The following is a 16,728-nucleotide window of genomic DNA, read 5'->3' on the forward strand; positions in this document are numbered from 1 at the left end:
AGGTGACCTTTTGCGAAAGGCAGTATCTACCAGTGGCAGCCGGCGTTGGTTTGCCGCTCATCTTTTCTGCCCCATGCTTGCTCCTGCTGATAAGTGGCCCTTGCCCGGCCAAGTAGACCCTAGGCTGACGCCCTGCGCCTTTTGCCGCCGCCGCTTGCTGGTGAATGGCAAGCCGGTTTTCACTTCTTGCTCGTGCAAAGCTTTCGGGCCACCCGTGACTGTTGCGGCGCTGGGAGTGGGGGCCGCGGCGCTGCTGGCTTTGGGCGCGTGGTGGGCCCTACTGCGAAAAGCAGCCAGCTAGCCGAGCTAGCTGGCTGCCTGGCCAGTGGGTACGAATAAGCAGGGCTAGTGAGCTTGGTATTGGTAGCCGCCTACCTCCTGCAGCAGCCCTTGCATACGCGCCACGTTGGGCTTGTCCAGGGGCTTCGAGAAGTAGCCCTTCACTTGGTCGTAATGCGTAGCCTTGGCCATGTCGTCGGGGTGGATGGACGAGGTGAGCACGAACACGCATACCGGGCGCGTCAACGGCAAGCTACCCAGGGCATCCAGAAATTCCCAGCCGTCCATAAGCGGCATGTTCAGGTCGAGTAAAATCAGGTCGGGCACGTCACCGCCGGCTTGCAGGGTTGCCGTTAGCTGGTCGAAGGCTAACTGGCCATTATCAAAGGTTTTGACGGTGCGGCACCGCAGGTTTTTCTTAGCAATTAACTCGGTAATAGCGGCCGTAATGCGGTCGTCCTCTACTACGTAAGCTAGTTTAGGCGTTTTCATTGAAGTGAATAGTAAAAGTGGTGCCTACTTCAACTTGGCTTTCGACGCTGATGGTGCCCAGCATGGCTTCCACCTGATTTTTGGTGATAAATAAGCCGACGCCGCGGGCATCCTCGTTGTCGTGAAACGTCTTGTACATGCCGAAGAGCTTGGCTTGGTTTTTCACCAGGTCAATGCCGCGGCCGTTGTCCTGCACGGTCAGCACTACGCTGCCCGGCTCGGAGCGGGCCCGCAGCCGGATGAAGGCCGGCCGATTGGGCGAGCGGTACTTCACGGCGTTGCTGATAAGGTTGAGCAGGATGCTGTCGAGGTAAGCTGGCACTACGGTGACCTCCAAGGTCGGGGGTACGTCGACCTCGACGGCAATGCGATGCTGCCGAATTAGTACGCTGAGCACCTCTAGCGTTTTGTCAATCTCGGTGCGCAGTGCCCGCACCGTTTTGGGCTTGTTGACATTGCTGTGAATGGTCACAATGTCGTTGAGGTTCACGATGGTATCGGCCAGCTGCTCGGTGCTGGTCGTCAGCATCTGCAGGAACATGCTTTTCTGCGCCTTGCTCTTGGCCTCGGCCAGCAGCTGCACCAGCGAGGTAAGGTTGGCTGAATGCGAGCGGATGTTGTGCGAGATGATGTAAGCAAAGTTTTGCAGCCGCATGTTTTGCTGGCTGGTCACGTCGAGCAGGTGCTGCTGCTTTTGCAGGTTTTCGACCAGCAGCGTCACGTCGTAGCCCACGCACAGAATCTCGACTAGCCGGCCGTCCTCATCCAACAGGCCTTTTAGCTCCCAGTGGTTGGATTTCACCGTGTTGTCGGAGGCTAGCTTGCGCAGGATGACCTGGTGGCGCACTTCGGGTTGGGCAAAGCATTGCAGCACCACTTCGATGCACTTGGCACGGTCTTCCTCCACAATACTGAGCAGCGACGAGGTATTGATAATATCCTCGGCGTAGCCGTAGCGCTCGTAGAAGTACTCGTTGGCGAAGGTGTAGTTGCCCTCGGTATCCGTCTTGACGATGTACACCGACTGGTTGCTCAAAATCTGGCGGTAGTGCTCGGCCAGCTCCTCGGCCTGTGCCTGCGCCTGCTTCTCGTGGCTCACGTCGAAGAGCGCGCCCAGCAGCCAGGCGGCCGTACCCGCCTCATTGCGCAGCACGATGCCCCGGCAGTGCAGCCACACGGTGGCCCCGTTGCGGTGCGTGGCGCGCAGCAGTTGGTTGAAAGGCTGGTCGGGCGCCCGCAGGCACGCCTCGGCCGCCTGCTGGGCCTCGGCTAGGTCGTCGGGGTGCAGGGGGGCGCGCCACGCCTCGGGGGCCGTGGGCAGCTCGTGGGAGCCGTAGCCCAGCGTTTGCCAGTATTTGGCATTCACCCAGCCTTCGGTGGGCGCCAGCAGATTCCAGTACCAGAGGCCATCGAGCAGGATGTTCTGGAGAAAGTTGTCGGCGGCAGGGTGGTTTTGCGCAAATGGGCTGAAGGGGGGAAGTGAAATAGTAAGCTCGGACACTATAATGGTATTATTAGAAGGTAGGAAGATAGTAGATAGAATGGTTTGATTAACAAACCACTAAGTTCGTAAAAAGTCGCGAATTAGCTCGCAAAAATATTAATTTACCCAGTGTGCTGCTTACAGGTTGCTGGTTTGGTAACGACTGCACCGCCGGGGTCAGGTAGCGCCGCGTACCAACGGTAGTCTGCCTCAGCAGCTTGGCATACAATAAAATCCGCAGCCTACCTGCGGTCAGTCAGTGCCTGAGTAACTGCTCAGCTAGTGGACATCGGCACCCCATGCGGGTCTGATTCGAGTAGCTGTATATAACCAAAAAAAGCATAACGCTGACCTAAGTAGCCCGGCTAACTGGGGGAAAAACGGCCGGGCGGCCTCATTTTCAGGCTGTGTGGATAAATTCTAAATTTTTCCTTTGGCACTCCCAAACAAGGGAACTAATTTCCGACTTTAAAGCACCGTGGCTTCTCCCCCGAAGCTAGTCAGATTAGTAGCCTCGCTCACCCCAGCTCCCCTCATAATATGCTCGTAATCAAACGCGATGGCCGCCGCGAGTCGGTCAAGTTCGACAAAGTCACCGCCCGCATTGAGAAACTTTGCTACGGGCTTAATCAAAACTACGTGTCGCCCATCGAGGTGGCCAAGAAGGTCATCGACGGCATCTACGATGGCGTGACGACCGTCGAACTCGACAACCTGGCGGCCGAAACGGCCGCCTCACTGACCACCCGGCACCCGGACTACGCCATCCTGGCGGCGCGCATCGCGGTGAGCAACCTGCATAAGGTGACTTCGAAGTCGTTTTCGAGCACCATGAAGCGACTCTACACCTACGAGGACCCCAAGAACGGCGACAATGCTTCGCTCATCGCCAAGGACGTGTGGGAGGTGATTCACAAACACGCGCACACCCTAGACTCGGCCATTATCTACGACCGCGACTACAACTACGACTTCTTCGGCTTTAAGACCCTAGAGCGCTCGTACTTGCTGCGCCTCGATGGCAAGGTGGTGGAGCGGCCCCAGCACATGCTGATGCGCGTGTCGGTGGGCATCCACAAGGACGATATTGACGCGGCCATCAAGACGTATAATATGATGTCGGAGCGCTGGATGACCCACGCCACGCCGACCTTGTTCAACGCCGGCACGCCCAAGCCGCAGATGTCGTCGTGCTTCCTGCTCACGGTGAAGGACGACTCGATTGAGGGCATCTACGAGACGCTGAAGGACTGCGCGCTGATTTCGCAGAGCGCGGGCGGCATCGGGCTGGCCGTGCACAACGTGCGTGCCACGGGCTCTTACATCAAGGGCACCAATGGCAACTCCAACGGCCTGGTGCCGATGCTGAAGGTGTTCAACGACACGGCCCGCTACGTAGACCAGGGCGGCGGCAAGCGCAAGGGCGCATTCGCCATTTACCTGGAGCCCTGGCACGCCGACGTGTTCGAGTTCCTGGACTTGAAGAAGAACCACGGCAAGGAGGAAATGCGCGCCCGCGACTTGTTTTACGCCCTCTGGACGCCCGACCTGTTCATGAAGCGCGTGGAGGCTAACGGCGACTGGACGCTGATGTGCCCCCACGAGTGCCCCGGCCTCGACACCACCTGGGGCCCCGAGTTTGAGAAGCTCTACACCAAGTACGAGCGCGAAGGCCGCGGCCGCAAAACCATCAAGGCGCAGGAACTGTGGTTTGCCGTCCTGGAAAGCCAGACCGAGACGGGCACGCCCTACATGCTCTTCAAGGACGCCGCCAACGGCAAGAGCAACCAGCAGAACCTGGGCACGATTAAGTCGAGCAACCTCTGCACCGAGATTATGGAGTACACCGACAAGGACGAGATTGCGGTGTGCAACCTCGCCTCGCTGGCGCTGCCCCGCTACCTCGTGGAAGACGCCCAGGGCAACGTGCGCTTCGACCACGACAAGCTGTACGAAATCACGTACCAGACTACCTTGAACCTCAACAAGGTAATCGACGTGAACTACTACCCGGTGCCCGAAACTGAGCGCTCCAACTTCCGCCACCGCCCCATCGGGCTGGGCGTGCAGGGCCTGGCCGATACGTTTATCGCGCTGCGCATGCCCTTCGAGAGCGACGAAGCCAAGGGCCTGAACGAGGACATCTTCGAGACGATTTACTTCGCGGCCATGACGGCTTCGAAGGACCTCGCCATGAAGGACGGGGCCTACGAAACCTTCCCCGGCTCGCCCCTGAGCGAGGGCAAGTTCCAGTTTGACCTCTGGGGCGTGACGCCCAAGTCGGGCCGCTGGGACTGGGACACGCTGCGCGGCCAAGTAGTGGAGCACGGCGTGCGCAACTCGCTGCTGGTAGCCCCCATGCCCACCGCCAGCACCGCCCAGATTCTGGGCAACAACGAGTCGTTTGAGCCCTACACCAGCAACATCTATGTGCGGCGCGTGCTCAGCGGCGAGTTTATGGTGGTGAACAAGCACCTGCTGAAGGACCTGGTGAAGCTGGGCCTCTGGAACGAGCAGATGAAGCAAGACATCATCGCGGCCAACGGCTCGGTGCAGAACATTGCCCGCGTGCCGCAGCACATCAAGGACCTGTATAAGACGGTGTGGGAGATTTCGCAGCGCACCATCATCGACATGGCCGCCGACCGGGGCGCCTACATCTGCCAGAGCCAGAGCCTGAACCTGCACGTGCAGAACCCCAACTTCGGCAAGCTCACCAGCATGCACTTCCACAGCTGGAAGCGCGGCCTCAAAACCGGCATGTACTACCTGCGCACCAAAGCCGCCGCCGACGCCATCAAGTTCACGGTGGAAAAGCAAGCCGCCGAAACCCTGGAGCCCATGTACGCCCAGAACCAAGCCGACATGGCCTGCTCGCTCGATAACCCGGACGCCTGCGAGGCCTGCGGTTCGTAAACGTATTAATCTAGGGGGTTAGCTTTAAAGCTAACCCCCTTTTATTTCTGAAAAATGGATTTGACCTTCTTTACTGAAAATAAAACAGCAATCGTGTCTATTATAACAATACTTGGTGCCGTTGCTGCCGCTGTGAAGAATATCTTTTTTTCAAAAAAGCAAGGTGCAGATGAAAAGAAGGAGTCAAGTCCTGTTAATAGTAATGTGATAAATATAAATAATCAAAATAATTTAGGAGGCACTCCTGGTAATGCAATTACAGCAAAAAGTCCTGAATTATTTGCGGAGCCTACATTAGATGATTTGAAAAACAAAACACATATTCTCTTTATTGATGATGATGTTAAATTTAGAGTTGTCACAATTCTAAAGAAGGCTAATTGGGTTCACACAAAAGCAGTCAAAGATGTGGAATCCTTAGATTCGCCTGAGGTAATGGAAGCAAATATATTATTTGTGGACATAAAGGGAGTTGGTGTTGCGCTTGATTTCAAGGACCAAGGTTTAGGATTAGCTCTAAGACTAAAAGTGAGGTATCCTCATAAGAAGGTGATTATATATTCAGCGGAAACTTCTGGAGAAAGATTTCATCAGGCATTTCACAAGTGTGATGGCCAATTAGCGAAAAATGCTGAGCCATATGAATTTCAAGAATTAGTAGAGGAGTTAAGTCGAGAAATTTACGCTGCCCATATATGAGCCATTATTTGCAGTTTGTAAATGAAAGGGGAGAGGTTAGATATAATACTGTTCCTCTCAGCTGTGCATCATGTGTTCAAAATTGTTCTGGTAAGAGTTCAATAGTTAAATGCGAAGCAGACGGAACAAGTAGAAGGCAGGGTAAAATTGTTATAGATGGGGTTGGGTTTGCATATATGTGTACGGACGACATTGATATGCTGAAAAGCGCTAATGTCTTTAAAGTGCGCTTAAAATTATATGGTGAACTGCTACTAGAAATGCGCCAAATGCGTATTGCGATACGGACTGAGGCCGCAAGAGAGCTTAAGCGGTTAATACATAACATAACCTCAAATAATGCGCATAGCATTCAAGAGTTATACTCATTGGTGCCACAGGAAGCTGTAACTAAGAATATAAGAAAGCAAATTTCTACTGTAAGTTCATACATTAGGGACAATGAGAGCGAGGTGGCGCTAACTTTGCTAAAATTAGCAAAGCACAACGCAGCTCTTAAAACTGAAATAATTGTCTTTAACAAAATATATGAGGAAAGTCCTTCTCTGTCTTTTAAAAGGCATAGGATTCATAAAGTCGTGATGAATGTAATGCACTTGTTTGGTCAAGAATTATTGGCTGCGAATGTCGATGTGCAAGTGCAGCCAAGTACTGAGCAAATAGAAGTTGATTATGATTCTTTACATGTGGCCTTGTATCATTTCTTTGACAATACAACTAAATATATTCTGCCCGATAGCACCTTGTATATATCCTTTAAAAGGCTAGGCGACCTATTTATCTTGTCATTTAAAATGATGAGTACTAGAATAGGTTTAGAAGAGAAGGGGAAAATATTTGAAGAAGGGTATTCAGGTACCAATGCAAAGAAGGCTGGTAAGTCAGGTGACGGTATCGGTATGTATCAAATCCAGCGGTTATTGAAAATAAATAATGCTTATGTTTATTGGAGTGAGCCTATGAATTATGAAAATTCACAAGAGATAGAAGGTGTATTATATGATGAAAATACTTTTGATTTTATTTTTGACACTAATGCATTGCGTGGAATAGATTAACTTCTAATCCAAACAAACTATCGCTGCTACCCCCGGTAGCGGCTGCCATGTTTTTGGGGGCGGGCGGGGCGACTACTACCCCACCTAGGGCGGCTGCGTAGGTAGGGGCTATGCAGCAGCAGTTACGAGAGCATCTAGAGCGTGTCGTGTCGCTGACCGACGAGGAGTTTGCGCTGGTGCTGGCGCAGTTCACGAGCCGGCAGGTGCGCAAGCACGCGTATTTGATTCGGGAAGGGGAGCGGGTGCGCGAGCTGTACTTCGTGGTGCAGGGCCTGCTAAAGCTGGTGCATACCGATGCGGCCGGCAAGGCCCACATTGTGTCGCTGGCCATGGAAGACTGGTGGGAAGGCGACTTCGCGGCCTACCTGGCCCAGGCGCCGGCCACGCTATCGCTGCAATGCCTGGAAGACACGGCCGTGTGGTGCCTGCCGCTGGCCGGCTACGAGTATCTCTGCCAGCAGCTGCCCCAGATGGCGCGCTTCTTCCTAGCCAAGTTTGCGCGGGGCGGCATCGCCGCGCAGCAGCGCATTGTGTCGCTGCTGGCCCTGCCCGCCCGCGAGCGCTACGAGCGGCTGCTGCGCCAGTACCCCACGCTGCCGCAGCGGGTATCCAAAACGCTGCTGGCAGCCTACCTAGGAGTATCGCGCGAGACCCTGAGCCGGCTCGCCGACCAGGAGCGGCGCCCAAAATAGTGCGCTAGGTCACAGGTAGCGGGCGGGGCCGGCCGGGACCTTTGCCCCCGCAACCTCACCCCGCGCCGCCCTAGGGCCGGCGCGATAACCTAGCCTACCAATCATGCAAAAACGCGCCATCAACCCCTGGCAGTGGCAAGCGCCCAGTGCCTACCAGCAAGCCTTAGAAGTAACCCAGCCCGCTGCCACGCTCTACTGCGCCGGCCAGGCCGCCATCGACGCCGATGGCCACCCCAGCACCGCCAACATGCGCACCCAGCTCCAGCAAGTGCTCGGCAACGTGGAGCAGGTCGTAACCACGGCCGGCTACCAGTGCCGCGACATCGTGCACCTGCGCCTGTACACCACCGACAGGGCCGCGCTCTTCGGCGGGGGCGGCTGCTTCGACGTGTTTACCGACTGGGTAGCCCAGCACGGCATCCAGGCCGCCGCCACCATGGTCGAAGTGAAGTTTTTGGCCTTCGAGGGCCTGAAAGTGGAGGTGGAAGCCACGGCCGTGCGCTAGCAACTTATGATGGCGCGGGGCTGTGTCCCGCGCCATCGGGGCCATCAGGTGGAAAGGGCAGAGCTACCAGAAGGCACAAGTGGCGGCGTGCCAGTGCGCACCAGTTACTACTTTACGGTCGTTTAGTCCAGCTTTGTATGCCAACTGCCGAGCCCCACCGCGCTACTCCTTCCCCGGCTGTGCTGGCCTTCTACAATGCCGTGCCCAATGTGCTGTGGTCGGTGCTGAGTTTGGTGCCTATGGTGGTGTTTTGCTACCAGCACGTGGCGCGGCCGTGGCTTTATGGGTTTGTTGCGCTCAGCCTGCTGGCCTACGCGTGGCCGACGGCTTGGCTGCGGCATCTGCAACTGAGTACCCGGCCCGCCGTGTACCGCAAGCTGCGGGTGCCCGTCCTCAATCACTTCACCCAGCACGGTACGTTTGTCAACCGCCTGCTGCGGCGCCGCTACCCGCAGTATCAATATCTGCCCCTGCGGGCCAACCTAGCCAAGGTTGTGCGCACTACCTACCACCTAGAGCAGTTTCACTGGGTGATGCTCGTGTATTTTTTGCTGACCACTGGCTACGCGGTAGCCCTAGGGTACTGGAGCTGGGTCGGCGTGCTCACGCTGCTCAACGTGGGGTACAATCTGTACCCCATTTGGCTACAGCAGTACCTGCGCCTCCGGCTGCGTCGGTTGCCGCGCCTAGGATAAGTTAGGAGTTGCCCACGTGGTACACTGCTACTTGCTTCTTATTTTGGTGCTGTGCCTATACTTTGCTGCTGATGAAACTAGTACTTTTAAGCTGCGGCCTGGCGGCTGCCCTGCCGGGAGCAGCCCAGCAGCCAGCACCACGGCAGAACACAGTTGAGGCCGCGCCCGCAGACGCTTATGGTAGCTGGCTGAGCATAGGGAATGACGTGGCGCGGCTCTTGCGCCGGGCACTGGCCGAGCCAGACGATGCCAAGGCTATTGCCCTGCTGAACAGCCGGGCAACAGCTCGCCTGAAAGCAAAAGCCGAACAGCTCCAACCCAGCTTGCGAAGCTGGGTCAGCACGTTGTCCGTAGAGCAGAAAGAAGCTTTCGCACAACGCTTCTTGAGGGAGAGCCCGCTCAGGCAGTGCCTGGATTCGCTGGAGCGCAACCCGGCGTCGAAAGCTCGGCTGGAGCGTAGTCGTGGCTTGCAGAGCGCGCTGCAAGCCTTGGTGTATTACACGCTGTAGGGCGCCGCCCGGCGCCCGGCCGCAACTTCTGGCGCGGGCAGTAGTTTCGGGAATATGCAGACGCTCACTAGCCGGCCGCCGGTGCCGGTACACCCGTTTAAGGGCAACAGCCCGGAGGCCTTCACGATGGCGCGGTCGGAGGGCGGCACCGTGATTGAGGCCGACATGCTGCTGCCGCACCGCAAGGCGTATTACCTGCTGGTATTTGTGCGCCAGAACCAGGGGCGGCACTGGGCCGACCTCACGCCCTACGAGCACCGCCCCAACACCGTGTACTTCTCCGAGCCGGGCCAGATACTGGTGAAGGAGGAACCCACGCCCTTCTGGGGCACGCACCTGGAGTTTACGCCCGAGTTTGTGGCCCGGCACGCGGGGCTGGCTGAGCTGCCCATCGTGCAGAACCCGCGCTGCGCCCACGAGCTGCGCCTGACCGCCGCCGAAGCCGACACCATAGAGGCTCTGCTGGCCCAGCTAGAGGCCGAGTATCAGCGCCCCGGCGAGTGGCAGCAGCGCCTGCTGGGCTCCTACCTCACGGTGCTGCTCACCTATCTGAGCCGCCTCTACACCGAGCAGCACCCCGAGGCCGAGCCCACGCCCGACCAGCGGCTGCTGCGCGCCTACCAGGCCAAGGTGGAGGAATGCTTCCGGGAGGTGCACGAGGTGAGCGCCTACGCCACGCAGCTGCACATTTCGGCGGGGCACCTGAGCGAGGTGATAAAAGCCCAGACTGGGCGGCCCGCTATCAAGCACCTGCACGAGCGGCTGGTGCTGGAGGCGCGGCGCCTGCTGCTGCACACCCAGCAGCCGCTCAAGGAAATAGCCTACGGCCTGGGCTTTCAGAACGCTTCGTATTTCACCCGCTTCTTCAAGCGCGAGGCGGGTACCACGCCGGCCGACTACCGGGCCAGCGTCCGCAAAATGTACCAGTGATGCCGCGAAATGGGTAACGGCGGCGCTTGCGGCGGGCGGGACCTTTGTGCTGTTCAATTGAAGCACAAAACTTCCCCATGAAAACCGTTCTCATCACCGGCGCCAACAAAAGCATTGGCTTTGAAGCCGCCCGCCAGCTGCTGCAGCAAGGCTACTACGTGTACCTGGGCAGCCGCGACGCCCAGCGCGGCCAGCAGGCCGTAGCCCAGCTCCGCGCCGAAGGCCTCACCCAGGTCGAGTTGCTTACCATCGACGTTACCGACAGCGCCTCCATCGCCGCCGCCCGCGCCACCCTAGGGCAGAAAACGCCGGTGCTCGACGTGCTCATCAACAACGCCGGCATCAGCGGGGGCATGTCGCAGCCGGCCGTGAGCACACCCATTGGCACCATTAAGGAGGTGTTCGATACCAACGTGTTCGGGGTGATTGAAGTCACGCAGGCGTTTCTCGACCTGCTGCGCCAGTCGCCGGCGCCGCGCATCGTCAACGTCACCTCGGGCCTGGGGTCGCTCACGCTGCACAACGACCCCAGCTGGAAGTACTACCACGTGAAGGGTGCCGCCTACGCCCCCTCCAAAGCCGCCCTGAACGGCTACACCATCATGCTGGCCTACGAGCTGCGCGATACGCCCTTCAAGGTCAACGCCGTAGACCCCGGCTACACCGCCACCGACTTCAACCACCACAGCGGCCCCGGCACCGTGCCAGACGCCGCCGCCCGCCTCGTGAAGGCCGCCACCCTAGGGCCCGACGGCCCCACCAGCCAGTTTTTCAGCGACGACAACCTGCCCGGCACCGACGTCAGCCCCTGGTAAGAACAAGTGCCCTAGGCCCGCCCGGTGGGATAGGGCGCTAGTCGGCCAGGGCGGCGGGCGCGGCACGACTTGCGTAGAAAGTGAAGTATTCACCATGCTTACGACGGCGGCAGCTCGCACCTTTGCGCGGCCCCGGCGACACAAGCTTATGCTCCTGACTTTTCTATGAAATACGCGCTCATCACCGGTGCCAACAAGGGCATCGGCTACGAAGCGGCCCAGCAACTGCTGCAAGCTGGCTACTTCGTGTTCCTAGGTAGCCGCGACGCGGCCAAGGGCCAGCAGGCGCAGCAGCAGCTACAGGCGGCGGGCCTAGACCAGGTGCAGGCTGTGGAGCTGGACGTAACCAACGACGAGTCGGTGCAGCGGGCGGTGGCAGTAGTGCGCCAGCGCACCCCGCAGCTCGACGCGCTGCTCAACAACGCTGGCATTCCCAGCAACCTCGCCCACCAGCCCTCCACCATTCCGCTCGGCGCCATCGAGGCGCTGTTGGCCACCAACTACTATGGGGTTGTGCGCACCACGCAGGCGTTTCTGCCGCTGCTGCGGGCGGCGCCGCGGGCCTGCATCGTCAATGTGTCGTCCAGCATCGGCTCGCTGGCGCTGCAAGCCGACCCCACCTGGGAGTACTACCAGGTGAAGCCCGTGGCCTACACTACCTCCAAGGCCATGGTCAATGCCTGGACCATCTGCCTGGCCTACGAGCTGCGCGACACGGCCATCAAGGTCAATTCGGTAAACCCCGGCTATACGGCCACCGACTTTACCGGGCACCAGGGCCACTCGCCGCCCCACGCCGCCCAGGTGCTGGTGAAATACGCCACGCTGCCGCCCGATGGCCCCACGGGCCAGTTCTTCAGCGAAGACGGACCGACGCCCTGGTAACTATCTGTTTTTTTCCTAATTCTTTCCTTCTTCATGTCAACCCTCACCATCGCCCCCCAGTCAACTCAGCCGCTCACCGTCAACCGCCTGGGCTACGGCACCATGCGCCTTACCGGCCCCGGCATCTGGGGCGAGCCCGCCGACCGGCCCCAAGCCCTGGAAGTGCTGAAAACCGCCGTGGCCAACGGCGTTACTTTCATCGATACCGCCGACTACTACGGCGACGACATCACCAACCGCCTCATCGTGGAGGCGCTGTATCCTTACCATAAAGAACTGGTAATCTGCACCAAAGTAGGCGCCACCCGCAACCCCGCCGACAAAAGCTGGCCGCCCTTCAACCGGCCCGAGCAGCTGCGCCAGAGCATCGAGCGCAACCTGCGCACCCTCCGGCAGGAGGCCGTGCAGCTGGTGCACTTCCGGGTAATGCCGGGCGCCGAGGTGCCGTTTGAGGAGTCGATGGGCGCCATGTACGAGATGCAGCGCGAGGGCAAAATCCAGCACGTGGGTGTGAGCAACGTGACGCCCGAGGAGCTGGCCGCCGCCCTAGGGATGGGCGAAGTAGCCAGCGTGGAGAACATGTACAGCTACGCCCAGCGCACCACCATGAACGACGGCCACGGCGAAACCCGCGGCGGCGAGGTGCTGCCCCTGTGCGAGCAGCACGGCATTGCCTTCGTGCCCTTCTTCTCGCTGGTGCACGGCCTGCCCAACGCCGGCAACAAGCTCGCCGAGCTAGCCCAGCAAAAGGGCGTGACCGAAGCCCAGCTCAACATTGCCTGGCTGCTGCACCGCTCGCCGCTACTGCTGCCCATCCCCGGCACCTCATCGGTAGCCCACCTGCGCGAAAACCTGGCCGCCGCCAACATCGAGCTGAGCGCCGAGGATATGGCGTATCTGGGGTAGGTGCCCCAGGGGGCATATCCCTTACATAAGCACGTCATGCTGAGCTTGCCGAAGCATCTTTATCGCACCGTCGAACGGTTTGGATGAAGCGGTAGAGATGCTTCGGCAAGCTCAGCATGACGTTCTGGTTTAGGGAATTTTAGCTAACCGCCTGCCGGGCAAACCGCTGCTGCGCGGCCGACGTCACGGGCGTGAAGAAGTTGACCAGGTTGCCGTCGGGGTCGCGGAAGAGCAGCGAGCGGTTGCCCCAGGGCATGGTGGTGGGCGTCTGCACTACATCGGGACCTAGCAGCTCGGCGATGCGCTGATAGGTAGCATCCACATCTTCGACGTGAAACTCGATAATGGCCGAGCGGTTGGCGGCGGCCGCTACGTGCGGGTTGCCGGCCAGCTCGGGGGTGCGTAGGCTGCCGATAGCCAGCGTGGCGCCCGGCGTGCGCAGCTCGGCAAAATCGGGGGTGTAGCGCGTGGCGGGCAGGCCGGTGGCTTGCTCGTAGAACTCAACGAGGCGCTCGAGGTCGGCGGTGAGGAGGCGGATGGAGGCGAACTGCATGGGGCTTGAGAACTAAATGATGATGCCACAAAGAGCGGCACCCCCACTGACAGCCCTATGGCAGTCCTACCCGGCCCTTCAAAAAAAATTACGTCGGGCGCGGCAAGCCCAGGCTGGCGAGGTAATCGGCCAGCGTAAGCTGCGGCTGGTGGGCGAAGGGCAGGCTAGTAGCCGCCAGGTGCTGCACCCGCGACACCCGGAAGTCGCGGTACGCCTGCCGCAACTGGCACCAGCCGATGAAGTGCCAGGTGAAATTGTAGAACACCAGCCCGATGGGCTCGACCCGGCGCCGGGTGCTGCCACCGTTCTTGTCCTGGTAGTCCACCTCCAGCACCCGCCCGTTGGCAATGGCCGCCTGAATAGGGGCCAGGTAGGCCGTGTGACTTTCGGCATACTCGGGCACGTGCAGCAGGATGCGGCTAGCCAGTTCCGCCAGCCGGTCCTGGTCGGTGGGGCGCAGCACGGCGCGCACCTTCTGCAAGGCGGCAGCCACGTGCAGCTGAATAGAGCCATCGGCCAGGGTAGCGCCTAGGGTTTCGAGCAGCAGCAGGGCGTTGGCCTCGTCGGGGGTGAAGCTAACGGGCGGCAGGAAGTAGCCCTGCACCAGAAAGTAGCCCCGCCCCACCTCGAAGCTGACCGGAATGCCCTGCTCGCCCAGCGCCCGGATGTCGCGGTACACCGTGCGCACGCTGATGCCAAACTGCTCGGCCAACTGCTCGGCTGTAGTGTAGCGGCGGGCTTGCAGCAGGGTTGTCATGCCAAACAGGCGGTCGATGCGGTTCACGGAAGTAGAGGTTGGAAGGTAGGTAAATAAGGGCGGTTTGCCGGGCAGCTGGCTTGGCTTGGACTCATTTGCAGCCGCCAAAAATCGGTTGTCATGGCAAGCCGGTAGTCTATCATTGCGAGCCTGCGAAGCAATCGCACCAGAACAGTGCCCTAGGGTGTCGTCCGGATTGCAATTGCTTCGCGCAGCTCGCAAGGCCAACCGATTTTTGGCTAACAGTATTCAATTCTTACGAAGCCAAATGGCTCGCAAAACAACTGCGCAGTAGTGGCTTGGCGCCGTCGGTAGCGCCGGGTGGGTACTTTTGCACCTATGAAAAATTATGCATTGCTGCTACTAGCCGGGCTGGCCACGGCCTGCAATCAATCGGCCCCGCAAACGCCGGCCGCCGTATCGTCGGCCCCCGCCGCTACGGCCGATACTCCGGCCGCTACGGCCGATGCGCCAGCCCAAACGGCCGCGCCAGCCACCATCGACGTGGCCAAGGCCAAAGAGCTGCTGAAGCAGCCCGGCACCCAGGTCCTTGACGTGCGCACTTCGCCCGAATACATGCTGGGCCATCTACCCCAGGCAAAGAACCTGAACGTCAATAGCGATGACTTTGCCCAGCAGGTAGCCCAGCTCGATACCAGCAAAACTTACGTGGTGTACTGCGGCTCGGGCGTACGCAGCGCCAAAGCGGCCGAGCAGATGGCCCAAAAAGGCTTCCACCACGTGGTGAACGGCGGCGGCTACGGCGACCTGAAGTAAAAGTGCCAGCCGGAACCGGGTGGGTAAGCGCCTAGGTATGGAAGCGGCCGGGTTGTATGTTCAGCCCATGAAAACCCTGCTTCTGCTGCTACTACTGGCCCTAGGACTGGCCTCGACCCAGGCGGCACCCCTGCCCGATACGGCCCGCACTCAGCCCGCCTTCGACGTGGCGGCGGCCACCCAGCGCTACCTCGACACCCTTACGCCCGCCCAAAAGGCGCGCTCCGACGCCTACTTTGAGGGAGGGTACTGGCTGGCCCTGTGGCAAGCCGTGTACGCGGTAGGCGTGGCGGCCGTGTTTCTGGAGGCGGGGCTGGGGCGGCGGGTGCAGTGGCTGGTGGCGGGGCTGCCCCGGCGCTGGCTGCGCACGCTGGCCTACCTGGCGCTGTATATCGTGCTGGCCTGGGCGCTGAGTTTGCCGCTCACCATTTACCAGGGCTTTGTGCGTGAGCACCAGTATGGGCTGGCTACCCAGGGCTTGGGGGAGTGGCTGCGCGAGGTACTTATTGAGCTGGGCCTGAGCGTGCTGGGGGGCAGCCTGCTGCTGCTGGGTGTGTACGCGGCCCTGCGGCGCACGGGGCGCGCCGGCTGGCTGTGGGCCACGGGCATCGTGGTGGCGGGGCTGGTGGGGGCGGTGGCCCTGGGGCCGGTGCTCATCAGCCCGCTCTTCAACTCGGCCCGGCCCCTGCCCGCCGGGCCCGTGCGCGACGGCATCTTACAGCTGGCCCGCGCCAACGGCGTGCCCGCCACCAACGTGTACTTGGTGGATGCCTCGCGCCAGAGCACGCGCATCAGCGCCAACGTGAGCGGACTGGGGAGCACCATCCGCGTGTCGCTGAACGATAACCTGCTGCGCCGCTGCTCGCCGGCCGAGATTCAGGCCGTGATGGGCCACGAGCTGGGCCACTACGTGCTGCACCATATTCCCAAAATGCTGCTGGCCTTCGCGGCGCTCATCGCCCTCGGGTTCTGGCTGATGGATTGGGCGTTTCACGCGCTGGTGGCCCGCTACGGGCGGCGCTGGGGCATTGGGGGCGGGCTGGCCGACGTGGCGGGGCTGCCGCTGCTGGCGGCCCTGCTGGCGGTGGCCACCCTGCTGGCCACGCCCCTCACCAATACCATCATTCGCACCCAGGAGCAGGAGGCCGACATGTTTGGCCTGAACGCGGCGCGGCAGCCCGCCGGCTTCGCCCGCGTGGCCCTGAAGCTGTCGGAATACCGCAAGATAGACCCCGCACCCTGGGAGGAAATCTTGTTTTTCGACCATCCCAGCGGCCGCACGCGGGTACGTTCGGCCATGCAGTGGCAGGCGTGGGAAGCACCACTACCCTAGGAGACCTGCTCATGCGTTGGGGGGGGCTAGGCGGCCGTGGCGGGCTGGCGCAGCAGCCAGCGCACGGCGTCGGCCTCGCTGTCAAACGAGCGGTACACCAGCGGCAGGCCCTGTACGTAGGTGGTGATGTAGGCCGTAGCCAGCCGCACCAGCACCGTGGGCGACACCAGCACGGCGCCGTGGCGGTAGCCGCCCTCGGCCACGGCGCGGGGCAGCCAGTTGGTGGCCACCCACTGCTGCTCGGCGGGCGAAAAGGGCGGCATCTGCACCTGGTTGACCAGCACCCGACTCCAACGAGTAGTTTGCAGCTGGCGCAGCAACTGCTCGAACAGCGCCTGGGTAGCGGCTAGGCTGCGCGGCTGGCTTCCCCAGGCAATGCGCAAGAGGCCAGCTGGGTCGGCTTGCAAGTGGCCCGCGGAATTAGAAAAAAGAGTAGACCCCTCC

The 16,728-nt window shown here is 60.2% G+C and carries 19 protein-coding genes; 14 read left to right on the forward strand and 5 right to left on the reverse strand.

Annotation, left to right across the window (positions count from 1 at the left end; all coding sequences use genetic code 11):
• Window positions 1-73 precede the first annotated feature (73 nt).
• On the forward strand, window positions 74-301 hold the full coding sequence (locus HHL22_RS12840; RefSeq protein WP_169531758.1) for a hypothetical protein: 228 nt from the start codon (window positions 74-76) through the stop codon (window positions 299-301).
• A gap of 44 nt (window positions 302-345) precedes the next feature.
• Here the strand turns inward: HHL22_RS12840 and HHL22_RS12845 are convergent, their stop codons facing one another.
• Together HHL22_RS12845 and HHL22_RS12850 are read right to left on the reverse strand one after the other, a co-directional pair.
• Window positions 346-771, reverse strand: a complete 426-nt coding sequence (locus HHL22_RS12845) for a response regulator (RefSeq protein ID WP_169531759.1) — start codon at window positions 769-771, stop codon at window positions 346-348.
• The gene (locus HHL22_RS12850) at window positions 758-2,272 is read right to left on the reverse strand and encodes a PAS domain-containing sensor histidine kinase (RefSeq protein WP_169531760.1); all 1,515 of its coding nucleotides are present in this window, start codon (window positions 2,270-2,272) and stop codon (window positions 758-760) included. The genes HHL22_RS12845 and HHL22_RS12850 overlap by 14 nt, the downstream gene beginning before the upstream one ends.
• Window positions 2,273-2,794: 522 nt before the next feature.
• On the opposite strand from HHL22_RS12850, the gene HHL22_RS12855 reads away from it, so the two are divergent.
• From HHL22_RS12855 to HHL22_RS12905, 11 genes are all read left to right on the forward strand, one after another.
• A complete protein-coding gene (locus HHL22_RS12855; protein ID WP_169531761.1) occupies window positions 2,795-5,170 on the forward strand; it encodes a ribonucleoside-diphosphate reductase subunit alpha in 2,376 nt (791 codons plus the stop codon).
• Between the two features lie 54 nt (window positions 5,171-5,224).
• Window positions 5,225-5,869 (forward strand): transcriptional regulator, encoded by a 645-nt coding sequence (locus HHL22_RS12860; protein ID WP_169531762.1) that lies wholly within the window; start codon window positions 5,225-5,227, stop codon window positions 5,867-5,869.
• The gene (locus HHL22_RS12865; RefSeq protein WP_169531763.1) at window positions 5,866-6,927 is read left to right on the forward strand and encodes a HAMP domain-containing histidine kinase; all 1,062 of its coding nucleotides are present in this window, start codon (window positions 5,866-5,868) and stop codon (window positions 6,925-6,927) included. Before HHL22_RS12860 ends, HHL22_RS12865 begins: the two co-directional genes overlap by 4 nt.
• Window positions 6,928-7,037: 110 nt before the next feature.
• Window positions 7,038-7,619: a Crp/Fnr family transcriptional regulator gene (locus HHL22_RS12870; RefSeq protein WP_169531764.1), complete on the forward strand. Its 582-nt coding sequence runs from the start codon at window positions 7,038-7,040 to the stop codon at window positions 7,617-7,619.
• 103 nt (window positions 7,620-7,722) lie between these two features.
• Window positions 7,723-8,124, forward strand: a complete 402-nt coding sequence (locus HHL22_RS12875; RefSeq protein WP_169531765.1) for a RidA family protein — start codon at window positions 7,723-7,725, stop codon at window positions 8,122-8,124.
• Window positions 8,125-8,261: 137 nt separating this feature from the next.
• Complete coding sequence (locus tag HHL22_RS12880) at window positions 8,262-8,819, forward strand: glycosyl-4,4'-diaponeurosporenoate acyltransferase CrtO family protein (protein ID WP_169531766.1); 558 nt, start codon at window positions 8,262-8,264, stop codon at window positions 8,817-8,819.
• Between the two features lie 71 nt (window positions 8,820-8,890).
• A complete protein-coding gene (locus tag HHL22_RS12885) occupies window positions 8,891-9,328 on the forward strand; it encodes a hypothetical protein (RefSeq protein ID WP_169531767.1) in 438 nt (145 codons plus the stop codon).
• Between the two features lie 54 nt (window positions 9,329-9,382).
• Window positions 9,383-10,258, forward strand: coding sequence for a helix-turn-helix domain-containing protein (locus tag HHL22_RS12890; protein ID WP_169531768.1), 876 nt, complete (start codon window positions 9,383-9,385; stop codon window positions 10,256-10,258).
• 77 nt (window positions 10,259-10,335) lie between these two features.
• Window positions 10,336-11,073, forward strand: a complete 738-nt coding sequence (locus HHL22_RS12895) for an SDR family oxidoreductase (RefSeq protein WP_169531769.1) — start codon at window positions 10,336-10,338, stop codon at window positions 11,071-11,073.
• A gap of 165 nt (window positions 11,074-11,238) precedes the next feature.
• On the forward strand, window positions 11,239-11,958 hold the full coding sequence (locus tag HHL22_RS12900) for an SDR family NAD(P)-dependent oxidoreductase (RefSeq protein WP_169531770.1): 720 nt from the start codon (window positions 11,239-11,241) through the stop codon (window positions 11,956-11,958).
• Window positions 11,959-11,991: 33 nt separating this feature from the next.
• Entirely contained in the window at window positions 11,992-12,864 is an 873-nt protein-coding gene (locus tag HHL22_RS12905; RefSeq protein ID WP_169531771.1) for an aldo/keto reductase, read from the forward strand.
• A 139-nt stretch (window positions 12,865-13,003) separates the two neighbouring features.
• On the opposite strand, the gene HHL22_RS12910 is transcribed toward HHL22_RS12905, so the two are convergent.
• Window positions 13,004-13,417 carry a VOC family protein gene (locus tag HHL22_RS12910; protein WP_169531772.1) on the reverse strand — a complete coding sequence of 138 codons (414 nt, stop codon included), beginning with the start codon at window positions 13,415-13,417 and terminating at the stop codon, window positions 13,004-13,006.
• 88 nt (window positions 13,418-13,505) lie between these two features.
• Window positions 13,506-14,201: a helix-turn-helix transcriptional regulator gene (locus HHL22_RS12915; protein WP_169531773.1), complete on the reverse strand. Its 696-nt coding sequence runs from the start codon at window positions 14,199-14,201 to the stop codon at window positions 13,506-13,508.
• Between the two features lie 312 nt (window positions 14,202-14,513).
• Between HHL22_RS12915 and HHL22_RS12920 the strand changes: the two genes are divergently transcribed.
• Both HHL22_RS12920 and HHL22_RS12925 read left to right on the forward strand, forming a co-directional pair.
• Window positions 14,514-14,951 carry a rhodanese-like domain-containing protein gene (locus HHL22_RS12920; protein WP_169531774.1) on the forward strand — a complete coding sequence of 146 codons (438 nt, stop codon included), beginning with the start codon at window positions 14,514-14,516 and terminating at the stop codon, window positions 14,949-14,951.
• A gap of 67 nt (window positions 14,952-15,018) precedes the next feature.
• Complete coding sequence (locus tag HHL22_RS12925) at window positions 15,019-16,284, forward strand: M48 family metalloprotease (RefSeq protein WP_169531775.1); 1,266 nt, start codon at window positions 15,019-15,021, stop codon at window positions 16,282-16,284.
• A 26-nt stretch (window positions 16,285-16,310) separates the two neighbouring features.
• Here HHL22_RS12925 and HHL22_RS12930 read toward each other — a convergent pair whose 3' ends face one another.
• Window positions 16,311-16,691 (reverse strand): hypothetical protein, encoded by a 381-nt coding sequence (locus tag HHL22_RS12930; protein ID WP_169531776.1) that lies wholly within the window; start codon window positions 16,689-16,691, stop codon window positions 16,311-16,313.
• Between the last annotated feature and the right edge of the window lie 37 nt (window positions 16,692-16,728).

Origin of the sequence: Hymenobacter polaris, from assembly GCF_012927305.1 — a bacterium.
Taxonomy (GTDB): Bacteria; Bacteroidota; Bacteroidia; order Cytophagales; family Hymenobacteraceae; genus Hymenobacter; species Hymenobacter polaris.